Here is an 18399-nt window from a genome sequence, read left to right as displayed (position 1 = left end):
TCGGTAGGTTGAAAGACTGGCGTCGCATCGCCACCCGCTACGACAGATGCCCGAAGGTCTTCCTCTCCGCCATCGCCCTCGCCGCAACCGTCATGTTCTGGTTATGAATCCTGACCCTAGGAATTTCTACTGTCAAGCCGCTGATAAGTAACGCGTTTCACCAAAGCACTTGCGCGAATCACCGAATCGTTCGATCTTTTCTTGGATGTAGGGGGTCTAGGGTTCCATCCGTGCGCGACTATCGCGGCGGAGTTTGGTCCGAGAGACGCCACCCGCGACCGACAGTCGCGCGGTACACGGAGGGGTAAAAGCCCGGGAGAGCATTGTGACGGGTCGCTCGTATGCGCCTCGTCTCAAACGACGAACCTAGGGAGTTGCCTCATGAACGTTTCGAAGATCCGTATCGCCCTTGCCGCCACCCTCGTTGCAGGCGCCACCCCTCTGGCGGCGCAGGAATTGTTGCGCGTGCCAGTGACTTACGACATCACCTCCTTCGATCCCGACAATTCCTTCGAGGCGCTCGGCCTCGGTGCAATACACTCTGTCTACGAGGGTCTCGTCGAATATTCCCCCGGCACTACCGAAATCACCGGTCTGCTGGCGACGCGATGGACAATTTCCGAGGACGGTTTGACCTACACATTCGATCTCACCGATAACGTCAGTTTCCATGATGGCACGCCAATGGATGCCAACGCGGTCCTTGCCGCGCTCAAGCGGCGGCAGGGCGATGACATGATGCTGAGCTATTTTCTGTGGAACGTCACCGAGATGTCCGCTCCAGATGCCGATACAGTCGTCTTGACGCTAGGCCAGCCGCAACCCTCATTGCTCGACCAACTCGCGAGTCCTTGGGGTCCGAAAATCACGAGCCCGGTAGCATTTGCCGAGAATGCCGCGGACGACAATTCCGCCAGTTGGGCGACAGAGAACGCCGTAGGCACCGGACCCTACGTATTGGAGCGCTTCGCGCGTGGGCAGGATTACTTACTCGTCCGTTTTAATGATTATCATGGGACCGCCCCGTATTTCGACCGGATCGAGATCCCGGTCATTCCCGATATCGGACAGCAGATCCTGCAATTGCGTAGCGGTGAGATTGACGCGGTTCCAACAAATTATCCCTGGGCCCAACTCGCCGCCCTAGCTCCGGGACTTGAGATCACCGCAAACGAAAGCATGGCGCTCATTCTGGCCTTCGTAAAGCCCGGCAGCATGATCGCGGAGGATGCGGCGGTCCGCGAAGCGGTGCTGACAGCGATCGCGCCTCAAACCTGGATCGTCGATGCCTTCGCCGGCTACGCTACAGCTGCGAAATCGCTGTTCCAGGCAGCGATGCTCACGCCCGATAACCCGGTAGTCTTCCCAACGGACATGGAAGCGGCCCGCGCTGCGATTGAGGCACAGGGCCCGGTCTCGGTCACGCTGGGTTACGGCGTCGAGGAAACAGAGAATGTCGGGCGGGTCGCCGATCTACTTTCGGCTCAACTCTCTTCGATCGGCGTGGAGAGCGAGGTCAATGTGCTGCCAGCCGGTGCACTTTTCGTCCTGCAGGGCGCAATGGAAACCGCACCGGACTTGCTCGTCTCGCGGGCCAACCCCGACAGTGCCCACCCCGAGAACCAGGCTGCCGTGTTCTACCAGACAGGCGCAGTGCTCAACCTGATGGGCGCTTCGCTGCCAGAAGCCGACGAAATTGCGAAAGGCGCTGCATCCATGACGGACATTGCCGAGCGCGATGCTGCATTTGCACGCGCCGGCGAGATGTGGGTGGAGGCCGGGAAGTTCATTCCCCTCGTTGACGTGCAAGATGTCGTTGTCCACGCCGAGGGGCTTACCGACCTTGGGCTTCGGCCCGTCTTCCCGCCGGGCAACATCGATTTCGGCATGGTTCGCTGGGCGGATTGAGCCGGTGACCACTGCGGTCAACCGACTCTTCGTATTGCTCTGCGGTTTCGAAATCATTCCGCGCACGATCTCGACGCGCGGGCGCGGCGAGCGGATCCTGATTTCCGTCCCGATCACGGCATACCTGCTTGATACTGATCACGGCTGGATTCTTTTCGATGCCGGGCTCGACGAGGCGAACCTGCGCGACCCTGCGCGGCTAGCCACGAACTTTCTTCTGAAAGGCTGGGATCCGCCGCCAGTGGTGCAAGATCATCACGAGATGGAGCCACAACTCAAACACATTGGTATCGGCTTCGAGGATATCTCGGCGGTGATACTGTCGCACCTGCATGCCGACCACAGCGGGCATATCAAACGCCTTGGCCATGCCGATCTCTACGTCCAGCGTCGAGAAATGGAGCACGCGATGTCGAGCGTTGCCGGGCCGGCTTGGTTTGCCCGGGATTACGATCTGCCAGGGCTCCGCTGGCATCTGCTTGACGGCGATCACCGCCTCATGCCGGGGATCGACCTGCTCGCCACCCCCGGCCATACACCAGGACACATGTCCGCGCTTCTCGAGCTCCCCGAGACCGGCATGGTGCTGCTCGCCGGCGACGTAGGCGACTTGATGGAAAACTTCGACGAAGAAATCCTGCCAGGCGAGGCGTCCGATGATGCCGAGGCGCTGGCGTCGATCCGCCGGATCAACCGTCTGGTGGAAGAGACCGACACGACACTCATGCTCACCCATGATCCCAATCTGCTATTAGGGCTGCGTCTTGCGCCCGATTATTATGGGTAAGCCCGTCCTTTCTATTCGCGACCTCAACGTGGACCTCTTCCGCGATCGAATCGCTCATCGCATCCTCCATGACATCAGTTTTGACATGGCGCCCGGGGAAGTGGTGGCGTTGGTTGGAGAGAGCGGCTCCGGCAAGTCAACTATCGGTCTGGCGATCCAAGGGCTACTGAATGCTCTGGCTACGCCAAGTATCTCGGGATCGATCAAGCTTGCCGGGCAGGAAGTCGTGGATGCGCCCGAGCGCTCGCTCCGCAGTCTTCGCCGGGATCGCGTGCGAGCGATTTCGCAGGATGCGCTGTCCTCGCTCAATCCGACGATGACCATAGGGAGCCAGATGGCCGAAGGCGCCAATGCTAGCCGCGACACAATGCGCGACTGGCTTGAGCGAACCGGACTGCCCGATCCCGACCGTATTCTAGGGAGCTATCCGCATCGCCTTTCCGGAGGACAGCGACAGCGCGTGATGATTGCCATGGCGATGCTTGCCGATCCCGCACTGCTGATCGCCGATGAACCGACCACCGCGCTCGACGTTACCGTGCAGGCGCAGATCCTCCGGCTGCTGCGTAGCCTCTCCCATGAAGGCACAGCGATCCTCTTTGTAACCCACGATCTGGGCGTCGCCTCGACCCTCGCCGACAGAGTACTCGTCTGCTATCGTGGCCGGATCGTCGAACGGGGCGCGACCCCAGACGTGCTTCACGAACCGGCACATCCCTATACGCGCGATCTTATGTCGGCCCGGTTTCATCTTGCTTCCGACCGCACACGTCCGCTTCCGGCCGGTGCGGTGGCGCGGGACGTACCCGAGGTCGGCCTTTGCCCTTATCTCGGGCGTTGCGGCCTAGCCATTTCGGTCTGTCACGAAGAACCGCCGCCGAAGCTGGCGGGCGCAGGGCCGAATCATTTGGCGTTATGCCATCGCGCAGGGATAGATGCAGCCGCAGCTGATGCCCCGGCTGATCCTTGGCCCGAGTTCGAGCACGAGGATGAGATTGCCCTCGAGATCCAAGGTGTTACCAAGTCCTTTCCGGCCGGACCACGCAACTGGTTCGGCCGCCGCGCGCCCAAGAAGGTGCTGCGCGGGGTCGATCTGACGATCTTGCGAGGCGAATGCGTTGCACTCGTGGGCGAGAGCGGTTCGGGCAAATCCACCATCTTGCGCATCGCTGCTGGGCTCGAGACCGCGGATCACGGCGAGGTACGTCTGCCCGACGGCGCGCGACCGCAGGTGATCTTCCAGGATGCATTCTCCTCACTTACGCCATGGATGCGGATCGGGGCGCAGATTGCCGAGCGGTTGCCCGCGCAACTTGGTCGACACGAACGGCGAGACCGCGTCGCCGAGGCAATGTCAGGTCTTGGGCTCGATCCAGCATTGGCCGAAGCGCTTCCATCCGACCTGTCAGGAGGGCAATGCCAGCGCGCAGTCGTCGCTCGCGCGATGATAAACCTGCCGCGCCTATTGCTTTGCGATGAACCGATCAGCGCAATGGATGTCTCGCTTGCGGCACAAACACTCAACCTGTTCAACGAGATTCGCCGAAAGAAGGGGATCGCGATGCTCTTCATCACCCACGACCTTGCCGCCGCGCGGCTGATTGCAGACAGAATTGCAGTGCTCGAGCAGGGGCGGCTTGTCGAGGCGGGGCCGGCGGAAGAAGTCATCTCGGCGCCACGCCACCCCTACACCCGGTCCCTCATCGCCGCGATCCCCCGGATGGGTGCACGCAACGTCAGCGAGCGGGCCGCGCCATGAGAGATAGCCTTCTGGCACAATTGATGTATCGGATCGGCCCCGGCGAAAGCTTGGCGCTACTTGCGCTCGTGGCGATCACGGTGCTTTCAATAATCGCGCCGTGGATCACGCCGCACGACCCCTACCTGCGTGTCGATTCCGCCTACCTCCCGCCTGGACCAGGGCACTGGTTCGGCACCGACGAGATCGGGCGTGATATGCTCTCACGCATTCTATTGGGTACGACATACACTTGGCTACCCGGCCTAGCGATCATCGCCGGTGCGCTGATCTTCGGCAGCGCAATCGGCCTCGTCGCTGGGCTCGCCGGTGGACGAACAGACCTGTTGCTCATGCGGCTCGTGGAACTTTTTATGGTTCTACCCTCGACGCTGATCGCGCTAGCCGTGGTTGCGGCCCTTGGCAACGGGCTGTTCAACACGATGCTCGCGATTCTGATCTTCTGGTGGCCGTGGTATGCCCGTATCGTACGCGACGAAGTGCGGCGACTCGTATCTCGCCCGCATTTCGAAGCCGCTCGCAGCGCCGGCCTACCACTTGCCCGGCTCATCAGGCGCCACCTGCTCCCTGGAATTGTGCCAGCCTTGCTCGTCGCGGCAACGCTCGACGTCGCCAACGTCGTCATGATCATGTCGCTGATGTCCTTCCTCGGCCTCGGACAGCCGGCGCCGGCGCCCGAGTTGGGCGCGATGACCGCTCGCGCACTGGACAGTCTGACAGTCTTCTGGTGGCTGCCGATCCTGCCCGCGACGGCGATCTTCGTGATGTGTTTGATGTCGAACCTCGCTGGGGATGGTTTGCGGCGTATCGTACGAGGTGCTTGATATGATCGAATTCCTCACGCGGCGCATGATCGGTCTTGTCATCGTGCTTTGGGCGATGAGCGCCATCGTGTTCGCGCTTCAAGCGATCATCCCGGCCGACCCCGCCCGGGCGTTGGCCGGCCCTGCCGCGCCCCCCGAGACCGTAGCGGCCGTGCGCGAGCAGATGGGCCTAAACGGTCCAATCCTCGTGCAATACGTCGATTTCATGGCGGGAGTTGTGCGGGGTGATCTTGGCACCTCGGTGCGCACCCGTCAGCCCGTTGCCGCCGATATCGCGCGCTACCTACCTGCCTCGCTCGAACTCGTCGCCGCGGCCCTCTTCCTGGGCATCACGATGGCGGTTGGTTTCGCCTTCGTCCAGACAGGTACGTTCGGGTCAGCCCCGGTGCGTTTGACGATGTTGGCGCTGGGATCAGTGCCGATCTTTCTTTCGGCTCTGCTGTTGATCTATGTCTTCTGGTTCAAGCTCGACATCTTCCCCGGATCGGGCCGAATCGGTATCCGGCGTTTCTCGGGCCCCACCGGCTTCATGCTAATCGATACGCTTCTTGCCGGACGACCCGGCGGTTTTCTGTCGGCCTTGCATCATCTCGTCCTTCCAGCGCTGGCGCTCGCGTTTCCAGTCGCCGTGTCGGTCGGGCGCAGTCTCGCCGGCGCACTTTCCGACAGACTGAACCAGCCTTGGATCCGCACTGCGCGAGGCAAAGGCCTTTCGGAGCACACGGTGATCGCGCGGCACGGGCTGCGCAATGCCGCCGGGCCGCCGCTCTCGATGGTCGGGCTTCAGATCGGCCTCATGTTCGGAAATCTGCTGATCGTGGAGCGCATCTTCGCTTGGCCCGGGCTAGGGCTTTACCTCGTTCAGAGTTTCGCCAGTTCCGATCTTGCCGCGGTGCTCGGCGTGGCACTGGTCTTCGGAGCGTTCTACATCTTAGCGGTGCTGATGCTCGATATTCTGCAATCTTTGGCCGATCCGAGAATCGGTCTCTGAGACCCGACTCATGCATCGTCGATGGGTACCCCAAAGCCGACCTTGACGCGATCCATCACGACGTGTGTCTCGAAACGGCGTACGTTGCGATTGGCAAAGAGGAAATTCTGCACGAAGACGTCGTAATGCTCCATTGAGCGCGCCGTGAGGATCATTACGAAATCGGCCGAGCCCGTGACGTAGTAGCATTGCGAAATATCTACGCTCTCGAGCGTGGCGCGCTTGAACTCAGAGATTACGTCGGTCTGCTCGCGCTCGAGCGTTACCATCACGATGAGCGACACAGCCCGCCCCACCGCGGCGGGATCGATAACCGCGATTTCGGAATGGATTGCCCCGCTCTCCCGAAGTCTCGCGAGCCGCCGATGACATGCAGAGGGCGACAAACCCACCACCGCGGAGAGTTGTTGCGCCGTTAGCCGTGCGTCGTGCTGGACGAGACGCAGAATTCGCCGATCGAAGCTATCTAGGGCCATGCAAGAATTACCCGATAAACATGAAAACTATCCATTTTTTTGCATTGTACTACGCTTTACGCAAGTTCCTCCTGTTGAAACGCTCCTACCGTTTTCACGACGATCATTTTAAAAGGTCCGACCCCCATGCAGATGAGTCGTGAAGATCTCGAGAGGGCCTACCGCACGATGCGTACAATCCGCGCATTCGAGACGAACGTCCATGTGGAGGCACAAGCCGGCCGCGTTCCCGGTTCTACCCATCTCTATGCCGGTCAGGAGGCCGTTGCGACTGGGGTCTGCATGGCGCTCGGCAATGGCGACCACATCGTTTCAACGCATCGCGGGCACGGCCATTCCATCGCCAAGGGCTGCGAAGTGGGTCCAATGATGGCAGAGATTCTTGGAAAGGAGTCCGGGACCTGCAAGGGAAAGGGCGGCTCGATGCATATCGCCGATCTCAATGTCGGCATGCTTGGCGCAAACGGCATCGTCGGGGGCGGTCCGCCTTTGGCTTGCGGCGCAGCCCTTACCGCCAAGACCCTTAAAACTGGTTCTGTCGCCGTGGCATTCTCAGGCGATGGCGCCGTTAACCAAGGAACGACGGCGGAATCACTCAACCTCGCGATGGTCTGGAACCTGCCCGTAATTTTTGTGATCGAGGATAACGGCTGGGGCGAGGCGACGAGCAGCGAATTCGCGACCGCCGGTGATATCGTCATGCGAGCACAGGGCTACGGCATGGCCGCCGAACTTGTGGACGGACTATCACTGTCGAACGTTTATGAAAGCACCTCTGCAGCCGTTACCCGCGCCCGTGCGGGCGAGGGCCCAAGCCTACTGCATATGAAAACGGAACGCTTCTACGGCCATTTCAATGGAGACGTGGATACCTACCGAAGTGAGGAATCTAAGCGGGTGCAGCGCCATGAGCGCGATTGTCTGACACGCCTACGCGCCACGCTAATCAAGAGCGGCTTGATCGAAGAAGGAACGCTGGACGCAATCGACGCGGAGGTCGAGGACGCAATCGACGCGGCGGTGAAGGCTGCGCGCGCTGCAAACGAGCCCGATCCGGCAACGCTGGAAACCGATGTCTACGTCTCATACGCCGAAGGGAATTGACCGATGGGCCGCAAGAGCTTTCGCGCCGCGCTGAACGAAGCGTTGCACCAGGAAATGAAAGCCGATCCCCGGGTAGTCGTCTTTGGCGAAGATGTGACGGGCGGCACCGGCGGCGACGGCGAACAGGATGCCTGGGGCGGTGCCTTCGGTGTGACCAAAGGCCTCCTCGGAGCCTATGGGCGCGAGCGCGTTCTAGATACGCCCATCACCGAAAGCGCCTTTGTCGGAGCGGCCGCCGGGGCGGCGTTGACGGGGCTGCGCCCGGTCGTCGAGATCATGTTCGTCGATTTCATCGGTGTCTGCCTCGACCAGGTGATGAATCAGGCAGCGAAGTTCCGTTACATGTTCGGAGGCAAAACCCGCTGCCCGATGGTATTGCGCGCGACCTTTGGCGCAGGCGCTCGCTCGGCCAGTCAGCACAGCCAGGCGCTCTACCCAATTTTCACGCATATTCCCGGCCTCAAGGTCGTCATCCCATCGACCCCCTCGGATGCCAAGGGTCTGCTGATAGAGGCGATCCGCGACGACGACCCCGTCGTCTTCCTCGAACACAAGATGCTTTACGATGAACAGGGTGAGGTCGCCGACCAATCTTATGCCGTGCCCTTCGGCGAAGCGCGGATTGTACGAGAGGGGCCCGACGCCGCGATTTTCGCGTATGGGCGGATGGTCGGCCGGGCCGAAGCGGCCGCAGCCAAGCTTGCGGAAGAGGGGATCAATGTCAGCGTAATCGACCCGCGCACGACCTCGCCGCTCGATACCGAAACGATCCTTGAATTTACGGAAGAAACCGGTCGCGTGATCATCGTCGACGAGGCCAGCCCGCGCTGCGGCATGGCAGCTGATATATCTTCCATCGTCGCCGAGCAGGCTTTCGGTGCACTGCGTGCTCCAATCCTCAAGGTCACGCCCCCGCACACGCCTGTGCCCTACGCGCCCTCTCTTGAGGACGCCTACCTGCCCGACGCCGCTCGCATCGTTGATGCCGTGCGCCGCTCGCTCGCCCACAGATGAGGATAGAGCCATGAATGACACGGACCGCATTGTCCCGATCACAATGCCCAAGTGGGGCATGACGATGACCGAGGGCAAGATCGCCGCCTGGCACGTCTCAGAGGGTGGAAAAGCGGAGGCAGGCGAGGATCTTCTCGACGTCGAGACCGACAAGATTGCAAACGCCGTCGAGGCGGAGAAGGGCGGTATATTGCGCCGCATTCTTGTGCACGAAGGTCAGTCCGCCCCATGCGGAAGCCTCATTGCGGTTATGGCGGAAGCCGCCGTGAGTGATGAGGAGATCGACGAATTCCTCGGCGGCTTCGCTTGGTTCGAGCAAGACGACGAAGCTGGACCATCGGTGATGGAGGAAATCGTCGAAATCGGCGATCTGCGCGTCAACGTGGTCACAGCGAACGGTGGCGCGGAGGGCACTCCTCTCGTCCTGCTGCATGGGTTCGGCGCGGATGCCAGCGCCTGGATGTTCAATCAACAGGCACTTGCGGCTGGCCGCCCCGTTCACGCGATCGAACTACCATCCCACGGCAATAGCCCAATGGCGCCGGGCCTAGCGGGCTTCGCCGAAATCGCTGATGCGCTTGCTCCAGTGATCAAACATCTCATGCCCGATGGCGCGCATCTGGCGGGGCATTCGCTCGGCGGCAGAATTGCCCTTCGACTCGCCGCCGGCGCGGTCGACGCACGTTCGCTGACGCTCATTGCGCCGGCCGGGCTGGGCGCGGATGCAAACGAAGATTTCATCAAGGGCTTTCTGAACGCCGAGCGACGGCGACCAATGAAAACCACGCTTCAGATGCTCGTTGCCGATCCTGCGGCCATCACGTCTGACATGATCGAGCGCACGCTAGCCTACAAGCGCTTAGACGGCGCCGACGCCGCGCTGCGCGCCATCGCCGAGGCCAATCTCATGGGCGCCGCCGCGGCCGAGGGCGTAGCGGAGGAGCTATCTGCGCTTACCCGCCCGCTTCTCGTCGTTTGGGGCCGCGAGGACGCGATCCTGCCCGCCTCGGGCGCGGAGGCGGCGCCGAAAGGCGCTACCGTCGAATTGATCGATGCGGCGGGCCACATGCCGCAAATGGAAAAGAGCGGCAAGGTCAACGACCTGATCGCCGCTCACCTGGAGCGCGCCGAATGACCGGGCTTCCGGGATTGCGCGGCGTCGAGCATGTCGGCCTCACCGTACCTGATCTGGAGGCTGCCGAGGCGTTTCTTTGCGGTGTCTTGGGAGCCGAGCTTGTTTTTGACGGCGGTGAAATCTCCGGGGCCGATGCAATGACGCGCATTTTGGGGACTCATGCTGCCAACCGCTGCCGGTATCGCTTCTACCGGCTAGGGACGGGGTTAAACCTTGAAGTTTTTGAATATCTAGATGTCGAATCTGACGCGCATCCGGGCAACGCGGCGCGCGGAGGACATCATATTGCTCTCTACGTCGATGACATCTCGGCCGCCGCCGCACACCTGAAAGCGCATGACGTCGAGTTGTCGGGCTCTCCCGAGCACGTAGACCGCGGTCCAGCTGCGGGATCTGATTGGCTCTACTTCAAAGCGCCCTGGGGCCTCCAGATGGAGTTGGTCAGTTTTCCCCATGGCAAGGCTTACGAGATGGAGGCCAACGTCAAACTCTGGTCGCCCCTGCGTCCCGCCGACTGAAAGGACATTTCATGACATCTTTCGAAACACCGGCACGACACGCTGTCAATCCCGCCGCTAGCGGCGCCCTGCGCGACGAAGCTGCCGAGGCGATCACCGAGGACGCCTCCGGCGCCGCCGCTGATGAGATCACCTCTTGGCCGGGCTATGCCCCGACACCCGTGATCGACTTGTCGAACCTTGCGCGAATCGCAAATGTCGGCGCCGTGCTCTACAAGGACGAGGCGCATCGCTTCACGCTCGGCAGCTTCAAAGCGCTTGGTGGAGCCTACGCGGTGCTGCGCGTCATCCAGAACAAGCTTGCGGAGCAAGAACTGACGGCCAGCGCACCCGAACTGATTGACGGCGCCCATGCAAATATCGTCTCCGGCATCACGGTCGCCTGCGCGACCGACGGCAACCACGGGCGCTCCGTCGCTTGGGGAGCGCAGATGTTCGGCTGCGCATGCCGAATCTACATTCATGAGAACGTCTCCGAGGATCGTGAGGCCGGCATCGCTGCATTCGGTGCGACGATGGTGCGGATGAAGGGCGACTACGACGATTCTGTCCGCGCCTGCGCCCGCGACGCTGAGGCCAACGGCTGGATACTGGTCGCCGACACCAATGCCGGCGGAGGCTCGCCGCTGGTGCCGACGCTCGTCACGCAGGGCTACACGATTATCGTTCGAGAATTGCTCGATCAACTCGCAGAGCCTCCGACCCACGTGTTCGTCCCCGCCGGCGTCGGCGGGCTGGCGGCAGCAATCTCCGGATACTGGACGCTGCGGGCCGGGAAAGACAGGCCCCGGATGATCGTCGTCGAGCCGCATGTTGCCGACTGCGTGTTCCGTGCCTTGAAGACGGGTACGCCAAAGCCGCTCGGAGGCGACGTCAACAGCTTTATGGCCTGCTTGTCGGCAGGCGAGGTTTCACCCGTCGCCTGGCCGGTGCTCCATCAGGCCATTGATGATATGCTTACCATCGGCGACAGCGCGGCCATCGACACGATGCGCCTACTAGCAGAAGGGCGCTACGGCGATCCGCCGCTTGTTTCCGGCGAGAGCGGTTGCGCGCCAATAGCCGCCATCCTCGCAGCCGCCGGTCAGCCCGCTATCCGCAGTGCTTTGGGCATTGATACCAGATCGCGGCTTCTCGCCATCGGCAGCGAAGGCGCCACAGCGCCTGACCTCTGGGCCAAAGTGGTCGGTTCCAGGCCCGATGCCGTCGGTGCCGCATAGAACGCAGCGTGACAAACAGCGGCATGATCGCCGCCCTACACGGGAGACCCATCATGACAATGCTCCGAAAGCTGTCCCACGCGGTCACTTTGGCCACCGGGATCACACTTGCTGCTGGCACAGCCGGCGCGCAAGGGCTCATTCAGGAGGTTCTCGACCGGGGTACACTTCGCGTCGGCGTCGCCGAAGGACCGCCCTACCAGTATCCCGACGCGATGAGCGGTGATTACGTTGGCCTTAACATCGACCTCGCCAAAGAGGTCGCCGAAATCATGGGGGTTGAACTGGAGGTCGTACCGGCGACCTGGGCAACCCTGGTGACCGGGCTGGAGGTCGAGCAATACGACGTCATCTTCGCCAACCTCTTCGCTACCCCACAGCGGGCGCTTTCCGTCGCGTTTACAGATGCCTATGACACCTACGGCTTTCATGTGATGGTACGAGTCGACAGCGATTTGCAAACGCTGGAAGACGTGAACAGCGAGGGCGTGACTTTCGCGGGCGTGGCTGGAACGGTTGAGGCGCAGTATCCAGCCGAGCTTTTTCCGAATGCCACAGTCACCGAACTGGTGACGGACCAAGCCAACGCGGGGCCGACCTCTGTTCTCTCCGGTCAATCAGACGCGGTGCTCGTCGATCCGGGGTTTCTGCGGATCCTCACGGCACAGAACCCGGCACTTGCCGAGCAAACGCGCCTGCTTAACGGCGAGGACAACCTCCTCAAACCGGTCTCGCTTTCCTATGCCGTTCGGCACGACGACATGGACATGCTGAGCTTTCTCAACGTTTTCATCCGCGACAAAGTCGCCAATGGAGTGATCGCTACAAAGCGCGACCGCTGGTTCGACACGATCGCCCAGCAGTGAGCAAGCGTTTCTTTGCCCTGTGTCTTCCGAAGTCGAAGGAACACCGCCCGATGCTGGAAAGCTTGGATTTCTCGGCTCTCCTAAAATATAGAGAGCCGCTCGCCTGGGGCCTGATCACCACGCTCTGGCTGACTTTTGCCGCCTTCGCAATGGCGATCCCGGGCGGGCTTCTGCTTGCGTTCGGACGATTGCGGGGCGGGCCGCTAGTCAATCTGCCGGTAATGGCATTCGTAGACTTGATGCGCTTCACGCCGCTTCTGGTTCAGGCAGTCTGGATTCACTTCGCCCTTCCGGTGCTCACAGGTGTTTCATTGAGCGCGACGCAATCGGGATTACTCGCCCTGACTCTTCACGTTTCGGCTTACGTCTGCGACATCATGCGCTCGGGCATCACCGCGATCCCGCCCGGCCAGTGGGAGGCAGCCAAAGCACTTGGCCTTCCCCGCAGACCGACATTCTTCAGGGTAATCCTGCCGCAGGTCTGGCCGCTCATCCTGCCTGCACTTTCCAATATCGCGGTTTCGACTTTCAAGTTGACAGCGATACTTGGCATTCTCGCGGTGGACGACCTCATGAAGGTGACAAACCGTGTCAACAACATCGTCTTCCGCCCCGTCGAGATCTATACCGCGGTCGCGCTGATCTACCTCGCCTGCGGGCTCGTGCTGAGCAGCATCGCCGCACGGATCGAGCGGCGCTATGGCTTCGTACAGACGGAGAGACCCAGCGCTGTCATCCCCAAGGCTCAACCGGCATTATGAGGGCAACAGCGCGATGAACCTTAATTTCAGTATCGTTTGGGCCAATCTACCAGCACTATGGGAAGGCGTGCAGATAACGCTCGTGTCTTTCGTTATCGCACTAGTCATCGGGCTGCCTTTGGGCGTGGCACTCTGCGGAATGCGGCTGCGCAAGACTGGTTTTCTGGCCGGAACAGCGCGTGTCTACGTAACCGTTTTCCGCTCGATCCCCGAGATGGTGTTGATATTCTGGATGTTCTACTGCCTGCCACCCCTTTTGGGTTTCCGCGTCTCAGGGCTGTTTTCCGGCTCGTTGGCGCTCGGTCTCGTGACTGGCGCCTACCTGTGCGAGATCTTCCGCGGCGGTGTCCAATCAGTGGCCAAAGGTCAATGGGAGGCGGCGCGTGCCCTCGCTCTACCGCGCAGTGCTACATGGCTAAGGGTGATCGCGCCCCAGGCCGCGCGCCTTGCAATCCCGCCCTTTGTCAACTTCATGACCGAGTTGCTGAAGGGCACGACCCTGCTGGCGACCATCGGCGTCGCGGATCTCGCACTGAAATCCTACGTGCTTGGCGCCCAGACCTTTCGCTACTTTGAGTTCCTCACCGCCATCGCGATAGCGTATTTCATCATAATCTTTCCCATCGCCCGCTTCGCCGAACACATCGAACGCAGGCTGGCCAAAGCAGCAGGTTAGACATGACCGATGATCCCCTCGCAATCCATTCCCTGCGCCTGCGCCACGCCGCTGCGCTCGAGATGCTGTACGCCGCAGCGCGGGAGGCCGAACTGATCGGCGAGCCGCAATGCATTACGATTGTGAACCGCGACGGTGTCGTTCTTGCCCAACTCAGGATGGACGGCGCCAGGCTCAATGCACTTGCAATCAGTGAAACCAAAGCCCGAACAGCGGCTTCGACTTATTTCGCCTCAGCGCCGAACGACAACGAGCTTGCCGTTGCACTGGCCTGCGGCGGACGGCAGACCGGGCTCGAGGGCGGTTTACCGATCTATCTCGACGGCGAACTCATCGGCGGCATCGGCGTCTCATCCGGACCGGCGGAAGCCGATCTGACCTGTGCCCGTTCTGCACTCGCGATTTCGGACAGGTTCTCGGAGCGCGGTCCGGAGCGACCGGCATCGGCTCCGCCCATCTCGGTACGATGACCTTTATCATGCTGCTTTCCGGCATTGTCGGCGGGCGTGATTGGTATGGGCGGCGACGCCGAGATCGTGTCGGACTTAGGAGTTTCTTTGCCGCGGATTGGGATGAGCCCGGCGCCGGCGGTTCAAATCAATTTCGGCTCTTATGGCACGGATACTTGGGAACCTGCGGTGGTATACCCGCACTCTCTCGATGGGACTCCGATACGGAGGCCAGAGCGGCGGAACCTCTTTGGGACCGTGTCAGGCGCGTTTTCAGACAACGCTGTCGACAGATGTTCAAGCATGACGGTCTTCGCTCGCATCGCCTTTGCTACCATGCTGCGGGGTCGCCAATCGGAAGCTGCGCCGTAAAACTAGTGTCACCCGGTCAGAACCGACCTTCCTTACGCGCCTCTTTGCGGATTGCCGCGCTGCATGTGCATGCAATCTCGCTGCGAGCGCTGCTGCGCCCTGATCGTCAATCCAGCAAAATTGAGCATTAACATGCAACTCAACCCTTTCTCTTCCGTTCCGCGCCCGGCACTCGCTGGAGACCGAGGTGCCGTCTCGGCAGCCCATCCCCTTGCCGTCGCAGCCGGGCAGCAGATGCTGATTGAGGGGGGCAATGCGGTCGACGCGCTTGTCGCCGCACAGGCAGTTCTAACCGTGGTCGCGCCTGATGCTTGCGGGCTGGGGGGAGATGCTTTCGTTCTGCTTGAAGAGGCTGGCGAGGTGACGGCGATCAATGGCGCGGGCGCTGCTCCCCTCGGCGCCGAACGCATCGCTTCATCTGGTCCCCTGAGCGTGATGGTGCCTGGAATCGTGGATTGCTGGACTTTGCTGGCTCCGCGTATGGCGTGCGGGCTCGGCCCGGCGCTGCAATTCGCCATCCGGCTGGCACATAATGGCACCCGCGTCGATCCGGGTCTTGCAGCGGCGCGGGATGCGCAAAAGTCTCGTCTGGAGGCCGGCGGGGCCGGGAAGTGGCCCCTGATCAAGGTCGAACCCGGTGCGCGTCTGAAACAGCCCGAGCTCGCGCAGACGCTGGAAGCTATCGCCTTCGAAGGCCGTGCCGGATTCTACGGCGGTCAGGTGGCTGCGGAGATGCTCAAGGTGCTCTCTGAAGGCGGCTCGGACATGACCGAAGCCGATCTCGAGCGCCCAGCCGCCATGATTACGACACCCGTTGCGGTGGCGTTTGCCGATCACGTCGTCCACGTCCAGCCTCCGGCCTCGCAGGGCGCCCTGCTTGCGATGTGTCTCGCGGCATGGGAGGCAGGCGATTACACTTCGGCCGAACGCGCCCATGTCGGCGTCGAACTGACGCTGGCCGTCTTCGAATACCGCGATGAGATCGCCCGAGGCATCGATCTGCTCTCCGAGGTTCTTGAAATCGACCGCGCCCATGCGAGCCTAAAGGATGGACCTCGCAGCTACCTGCACACAGCAGGCGTCTGTACCAGCGATGCCGAAGGGCGAAGTGCTGCCTCACTCGTCTCGGTCTTCGACGATTTCGGTTCAGGCGTTTTCCTGCCACGCTCCGGCTTTGTACTCAACAACCGCGGTGGCGGCTTCACCAGTAAGGGAAATGCATTCGCACCCGGGAAGCGGCCTGTCCACACCCTCGCACCGGCGCTTGTCACCGGGCCGAGCGGGACCTGCGCGATCTCTACGCCGGGCGCGGATGGCCAGGTGCAGTCTTTGCTCCAGGTCATGCTGGACTGGCTCGCTAGCGGAACCTCCCTGACCGATGCAGTTGCCGCGCCGCGTTGGCGCAGCGAGGATGGCAAGCTGCTCGTTGAAAAAGGCCATCCCGCGCTGGATGACCTTTCTAGGAACGGTCACCGAACAGTGCCGACCGAAGCCGGCGACATGCGATTCGGTGCAATCACTGCGGCGGGCCGGCACGGCAATACACCGTTCGCACTTGCTGATTGGCGGCGCACCACTTGGGCCGGGGTCGCCTGAAGGGAGAAAACTCATGCCGACCGTACTCATTGCGGGCGGCGCGACCGGGATCGGCCGCGCAAGCCTTGAAGCTTTCCGCGAGGCTGGGCACGACGTGTGTCTGGCCGATATCGCCGCCGAAGAGGGCGCTGCGCTTTGCCAGACGGCCGGGGCGTACTTTGTCGAGGCCGATCTTTCCCAACCCGGCGCTCCCGCGGAGATCGTCAAGACATGCGTGACGAAGTTTGGTGGGATCGACACGCTCTTCGCCAATGCCGCTGTGCTCGCCTCCGCCCCTCTTGCCGACTGGACCCACGAGATGTGGGAGCAATCGCTCGCGGTGAACCTCTCCGCGCCCTTTTTCCTCGTTCAGGCTGCCGCCCCTGCGCTGCGCCGTTCGAACAACCCTTCGGTGATCCTCACTGCATCAACAGGTGCACTGCGCGGCCATGCCAGGATGCCGGCTTACCACGCGACGAAATCGGGCCTTATCGGCCTTGCGCGATCGCTGGCTGACGAGCTGGCTCCGGACGGAATACGGGTCAACACTTTGCTGCCCGGCTTCATAGACACACCGTTCAACGCGCCTTTCTGGGCCGCGCAGAAGGACGCATCCGAGGCTGAGCGCGCACTGGCAGCCTCCATTCCGATGCGCCGGCAGGGAACACCCGCGGACGTGGCGGGTATTGTCACCTTCCTCGCGTCACACGCAGCGCGCTACGTAACCGGCACGCAGATCGTGGTCGATGGTGGCTATTCGGCGGTTTGAGTGGGCAGAAGACGGATGGCCGCCAGGGCGTAAATCGATATGCAATCGAGAAAGTCTTGACTGTTCACGTAATCGTCCACACCCGATGCAAGCTCCGGCTGGGGGCCGTAGCAGACTGCGGGAATACCCAGCGCACGCCAGCGGCTTGCGTCGGAGGCCGGCAGCCGCGTAACAGGCAGAGGCGCTGTGCCGCGCACCTCTTGCGCAGCATCGGTAACCGCACGGGCGACCTCGGTTCCGTCGTCCGACCAATTCGCCTCCCAACCTTTGATCAACTCCCAAGAGAGCCCGTCATCCCTACAAAGGGAATCAAGCAGGGCGGTAATATCGGCCAAAATCATCCCACATGGAAGCCGGAAATCCACGTCGGCCACCGCATTGGCGGCGGCCTGGCTGATAAAACCTCCCCCCTCGATCCACCCCACATTGGCCGACAGGCGCATCCCTTCTGCATTGTCCGAATGATCAAGCGCGGCAATGGGCGGGCTACGGCGGATCTCGTTCCATGCGTCGATCTGCGATATCGCCGCGGCAATACGTACTGTCGCAGCGCTCCCACGCGTCGTCAGCATGCCCTGTCCGACGCGGCCGGTCGCGCGCAAACGCACCCAAAGCAACCCTTTCTCGCCAATGCCGAGTTGCATGGCGCCCGGTCCTTCGCCGCAGATCAGCATGTCGCCCCGTACGTCCGGCCGTGCCTCGAGAAGATGTTCGGCGCCATCCGGCCCAAAGACGCATTCGTCTGCAACGAGGGTGAGCGTGACAGTTCCGTTCCAATCGGCCTTGTGCAGGGCGAGCCAGCGACAGGCAAACATCATAGCAGCCGCCGCCCCCTTCATGTTGCCGGTGCCAAGACCGTACAACCTTCCCCCTCGCTCCGTCAGGGCGAGTGGGTCAAAACTCCAAGCATTACGCTCACCCGGCGGAACCGTGTCGAGATGCGCGTTGAAGACAAGATGCGGTCCGGCCCCGTTCTCGATCCGCACGACGATGTTCGGCTTGGCCGGATTGGCGGCGATGATATCGTACGGAAGGCCATGGGTATCCAGCCAATCCCGCGCAACGCGGATCGGCTCCCGCGTATCGCCGGGCGGATTGATACTTTGCGCCCCGACAAGTGCGCTCAGGAGTTCGACCGCCTTTTTGGCACAATCGGAACAGAGTTCCTTAGGGAACGGTGTTTTCATGGGAGGGA

Annotated in this window: 18 protein-coding genes, 1 pseudogene and 1 riboswitch; of the genes and pseudogenes, 17 read left to right on the top strand and 2 right to left on the bottom strand. The window is 61.8% G+C overall.

Features of this window, described 5'->3' with window-relative positions; genetic code table 11:
- From E2L08_RS07630 to E2L08_RS07605, 6 genes and pseudogenes are all read left to right on the top strand, one after another.
- Window positions 1-107 (top strand): annotated as a pseudogene (locus E2L08_RS07630) (IS5/IS1182 family transposase); the annotation flags it as partial.
- Window positions 108-205: 98 nt separating this feature from the next.
- A riboswitch (guanidine-I (ykkC/yxkD leader) is annotated at window positions 206-321 on the top strand.
- 60 nt (window positions 322-381) lie between these two features.
- Window positions 382-1908, top strand: a complete 1527-nt coding sequence (locus tag E2L08_RS07625; RefSeq protein WP_133396473.1) for an ABC transporter substrate-binding protein — start codon at window positions 382-384, stop codon at window positions 1906-1908.
- Window positions 1909-1912: 4 nt separating this feature from the next.
- The gene (locus tag E2L08_RS07620) at window positions 1913-2695 is read left to right on the top strand and encodes an N-acyl homoserine lactonase family protein (RefSeq protein ID WP_206076985.1); all 783 of its coding nucleotides are present in this window, start codon (window positions 1913-1915) and stop codon (window positions 2693-2695) included.
- On the top strand, window positions 2688-4454 hold the full coding sequence (locus E2L08_RS07615) for an oligopeptide/dipeptide ABC transporter ATP-binding protein (protein ID WP_133396471.1): 1767 nt from the start codon (window positions 2688-2690) through the stop codon (window positions 4452-4454). Before E2L08_RS07620 ends, E2L08_RS07615 begins: the two co-directional genes overlap by 8 nt.
- Entirely contained in the window at window positions 4451-5278 is an 828-nt protein-coding gene (locus E2L08_RS07610) for an ABC transporter permease (protein ID WP_133396470.1), read from the top strand. The genes E2L08_RS07615 and E2L08_RS07610 overlap by 4 nt, the downstream gene beginning before the upstream one ends.
- Window position 5279: 1 nt before the next feature.
- Window positions 5280-6269 carry an ABC transporter permease gene (locus E2L08_RS07605; RefSeq protein ID WP_133396469.1) on the top strand — a complete coding sequence of 330 codons (990 nt, stop codon included), beginning with the start codon at window positions 5280-5282 and terminating at the stop codon, window positions 6267-6269.
- Between the two features lie 8 nt (window positions 6270-6277).
- On the opposite strand, the gene E2L08_RS07600 is transcribed toward E2L08_RS07605, so the two are convergent.
- On the bottom strand, window positions 6278-6745 hold the full coding sequence (locus E2L08_RS07600) for an Lrp/AsnC family transcriptional regulator (RefSeq protein WP_133396468.1): 468 nt from the start codon (window positions 6743-6745) through the stop codon (window positions 6278-6280).
- A gap of 126 nt (window positions 6746-6871) precedes the next feature.
- Here E2L08_RS07600 and E2L08_RS07595 point away from each other — a divergent pair, with 126 nt between their 5' ends.
- From E2L08_RS07595 to E2L08_RS07545, 11 genes are all read left to right on the top strand, one after another.
- On the top strand, window positions 6872-7849 hold the full coding sequence (locus E2L08_RS07595) for a thiamine pyrophosphate-dependent dehydrogenase E1 component subunit alpha (protein ID WP_133396467.1): 978 nt from the start codon (window positions 6872-6874) through the stop codon (window positions 7847-7849).
- A 3-nt stretch (window positions 7850-7852) separates the two neighbouring features.
- Window positions 7853-8863 carry an alpha-ketoacid dehydrogenase subunit beta gene (locus E2L08_RS07590; protein WP_133396466.1) on the top strand — a complete coding sequence of 337 codons (1011 nt, stop codon included), beginning with the start codon at window positions 7853-7855 and terminating at the stop codon, window positions 8861-8863.
- 10 nt (window positions 8864-8873) lie between these two features.
- The gene (locus tag E2L08_RS07585) at window positions 8874-9998 is read left to right on the top strand and encodes an acetoin dehydrogenase dihydrolipoyllysine-residue acetyltransferase subunit (protein ID WP_168771078.1); all 1125 of its coding nucleotides are present in this window, start codon (window positions 8874-8876) and stop codon (window positions 9996-9998) included.
- The gene (locus E2L08_RS07580) at window positions 9995-10516 is read left to right on the top strand and encodes a VOC family protein (RefSeq protein WP_133396464.1); all 522 of its coding nucleotides are present in this window, start codon (window positions 9995-9997) and stop codon (window positions 10514-10516) included. Before E2L08_RS07585 ends, E2L08_RS07580 begins: the two co-directional genes overlap by 4 nt.
- Before the next feature lie 11 nt (window positions 10517-10527).
- Window positions 10528-11736, top strand: a complete 1209-nt coding sequence (locus tag E2L08_RS07575; RefSeq protein WP_133396463.1) for a diaminopropionate ammonia-lyase — start codon at window positions 10528-10530, stop codon at window positions 11734-11736.
- 53 nt (window positions 11737-11789) lie between these two features.
- Window positions 11790-12602: a transporter substrate-binding domain-containing protein gene (locus E2L08_RS07570; RefSeq protein ID WP_168771077.1), complete on the top strand. Its 813-nt coding sequence runs from the start codon at window positions 11790-11792 to the stop codon at window positions 12600-12602.
- Window positions 12599-13363 (top strand): amino acid ABC transporter permease, encoded by a 765-nt coding sequence (locus tag E2L08_RS07565; protein ID WP_133396461.1) that lies wholly within the window; start codon window positions 12599-12601, stop codon window positions 13361-13363. The genes E2L08_RS07570 and E2L08_RS07565 overlap by 4 nt, the downstream gene beginning before the upstream one ends.
- Window positions 13364-13376: 13 nt before the next feature.
- Window positions 13377-14039, top strand: a complete 663-nt coding sequence (locus E2L08_RS07560) for an amino acid ABC transporter permease (protein WP_168771076.1) — start codon at window positions 13377-13379, stop codon at window positions 14037-14039.
- Between the two features lie 2 nt (window positions 14040-14041).
- A complete protein-coding gene (locus tag E2L08_RS07555) occupies window positions 14042-14509 on the top strand; it encodes a GlcG/HbpS family heme-binding protein (RefSeq protein WP_133396459.1) in 468 nt (155 codons plus the stop codon).
- Window positions 14510-14992: 483 nt separating this feature from the next.
- On the top strand, window positions 14993-16456 hold the full coding sequence (locus E2L08_RS07550) for a gamma-glutamyltransferase (RefSeq protein WP_133396483.1): 1464 nt from the start codon (window positions 14993-14995) through the stop codon (window positions 16454-16456).
- A 13-nt stretch (window positions 16457-16469) separates the two neighbouring features.
- Window positions 16470-17204 carry an SDR family NAD(P)-dependent oxidoreductase gene (locus E2L08_RS07545; RefSeq protein ID WP_133396458.1) on the top strand — a complete coding sequence of 245 codons (735 nt, stop codon included), beginning with the start codon at window positions 16470-16472 and terminating at the stop codon, window positions 17202-17204.
- On the opposite strand, the gene E2L08_RS07540 is transcribed toward E2L08_RS07545, so the two are convergent.
- The gene (locus E2L08_RS07540) at window positions 17189-18391 is read right to left on the bottom strand and encodes a M20 family metallopeptidase (RefSeq protein WP_168771075.1); all 1203 of its coding nucleotides are present in this window, start codon (window positions 18389-18391) and stop codon (window positions 17189-17191) included. The genes E2L08_RS07545 and E2L08_RS07540 overlap by 16 nt on opposite strands.
- Window positions 18392-18399 lie beyond the last annotated feature (8 nt).

The organism is Palleronia sediminis, assembly GCF_004358695.1.
In the GTDB taxonomy this organism is placed as follows: domain Bacteria; phylum Pseudomonadota; class Alphaproteobacteria; order Rhodobacterales; family Rhodobacteraceae; genus Palleronia; species Palleronia sediminis.
The sequence above is the reverse complement of the archived record's forward strand: the minus strand, read 5'-3'. Positions and strand labels throughout refer to the sequence as shown.

Bases quoted from the DNA above. Each gene is read 5' to 3' on its own strand.
- E2L08_RS07625 (WP_133396473.1), top strand. From the start codon at position 382: ATGAACGTTTCGAAGATCCGTATCGCCCTTGCCGCCACCCTCGTTGCA.
- E2L08_RS07615 (WP_133396471.1), top strand. From the start codon at position 2,688: ATGGGTAAGCCCGTCCTTTCTATTCGCGACCTCAACGTGGACCTCTTC.
- E2L08_RS07610 (WP_133396470.1), top strand. From the start codon at position 4,451: ATGAGAGATAGCCTTCTGGCACAATTGATGTATCGGATCGGCCCCGGC.
- E2L08_RS07605 (WP_133396469.1), top strand. From the start codon at position 5,280: ATGATCGAATTCCTCACGCGGCGCATGATCGGTCTTGTCATCGTGCTT.
- E2L08_RS07600 (WP_133396468.1), bottom strand. From the start codon at position 6,745: ATGGCCCTAGATAGCTTCGATCGGCGAATTCTGCGTCTCGTCCAGCAC.
- E2L08_RS07595 (WP_133396467.1), top strand. From the start codon at position 6,872: ATGCAGATGAGTCGTGAAGATCTCGAGAGGGCCTACCGCACGATGCGT.
- E2L08_RS07590 (WP_133396466.1), top strand. From the start codon at position 7,853: ATGGGCCGCAAGAGCTTTCGCGCCGCGCTGAACGAAGCGTTGCACCAG.
- E2L08_RS07585 (WP_168771078.1), top strand. From the start codon at position 8,874: ATGAATGACACGGACCGCATTGTCCCGATCACAATGCCCAAGTGGGGC.
- E2L08_RS07580 (WP_133396464.1), top strand. From the start codon at position 9,995: ATGACCGGGCTTCCGGGATTGCGCGGCGTCGAGCATGTCGGCCTCACC.
- E2L08_RS07575 (WP_133396463.1), top strand. From the start codon at position 10,528: ATGACATCTTTCGAAACACCGGCACGACACGCTGTCAATCCCGCCGCT.
- E2L08_RS07570 (WP_168771077.1), top strand. From the start codon at position 11,790: ATGACAATGCTCCGAAAGCTGTCCCACGCGGTCACTTTGGCCACCGGG.
- E2L08_RS07560 (WP_168771076.1), top strand. From the start codon at position 13,377: ATGAACCTTAATTTCAGTATCGTTTGGGCCAATCTACCAGCACTATGG.
- E2L08_RS07555 (WP_133396459.1), top strand. From the start codon at position 14,042: ATGACCGATGATCCCCTCGCAATCCATTCCCTGCGCCTGCGCCACGCC.
- E2L08_RS07550 (WP_133396483.1), top strand. From the start codon at position 14,993: ATGCAACTCAACCCTTTCTCTTCCGTTCCGCGCCCGGCACTCGCTGGA.
- E2L08_RS07545 (WP_133396458.1), top strand. From the start codon at position 16,470: ATGCCGACCGTACTCATTGCGGGCGGCGCGACCGGGATCGGCCGCGCA.
- E2L08_RS07540 (WP_168771075.1), bottom strand. From the start codon at position 18,391: ATGAAAACACCGTTCCCTAAGGAACTCTGTTCCGATTGTGCCAAAAAG.